The sequence below is a fragment of the Citrobacter sp. wls711 genome (assembly GCF_005281055.1).
Lineage (GTDB): Bacteria > Pseudomonadota > Gammaproteobacteria > Enterobacterales > Enterobacteriaceae > Citrobacter > Citrobacter gillenii.
In genome coordinates, this window is record NZ_SZXC01000036.1 from 1 (window position 1) to 448 (window position 448).

1 pseudogene is annotated in these 448 nt (G+C 59.6%); it reads left to right on the top strand.

Annotated features, from left to right (window positions below):
- Positions 1–448: pseudogene (locus FDW98_RS14325) on the top strand (hypothetical protein); the annotation flags it as partial.

Sequence of the window (448 nt, forward strand, 5' to 3'; positions counted from 1 at the left end):
CGTACTATGAATCGGAAGGTAAGAAGAAGCATAAAAAACGGCTGGCGGAACTGTACCGTGAAGAAAAGCAGCTGGCAGAAGCGCTGGCTGATATGCCACCGGACCCGGTACTGCCCCCGCCAGCCCCGCTGATAAAGGTCAGTGGCGTGGTGACAAACTACCACCAGCGCTGCCTGACGCACTATTTTGACACCAAAGCCTATCCGCAGACGTGGGAATATTTCAGCAGGCAGGATGAGAACATGGCGTCTGCCGCGATGGTGCTGGCCTCGACGGGGTCTGCGGCAACGGCACAGGGCATGGTGGCGAGCAATGAAGACAGGGTTCCAGCGGCGGCGTGGTACGTTACGGGCGAAATCAATGGCCGGCAGTTTTCAGGGTGGCTGGGCGCCCCCTATTGCCGGGAAGGTGAGGAAGTGGAGCTGATTGCCGCGCCGGTGGGAGAGGA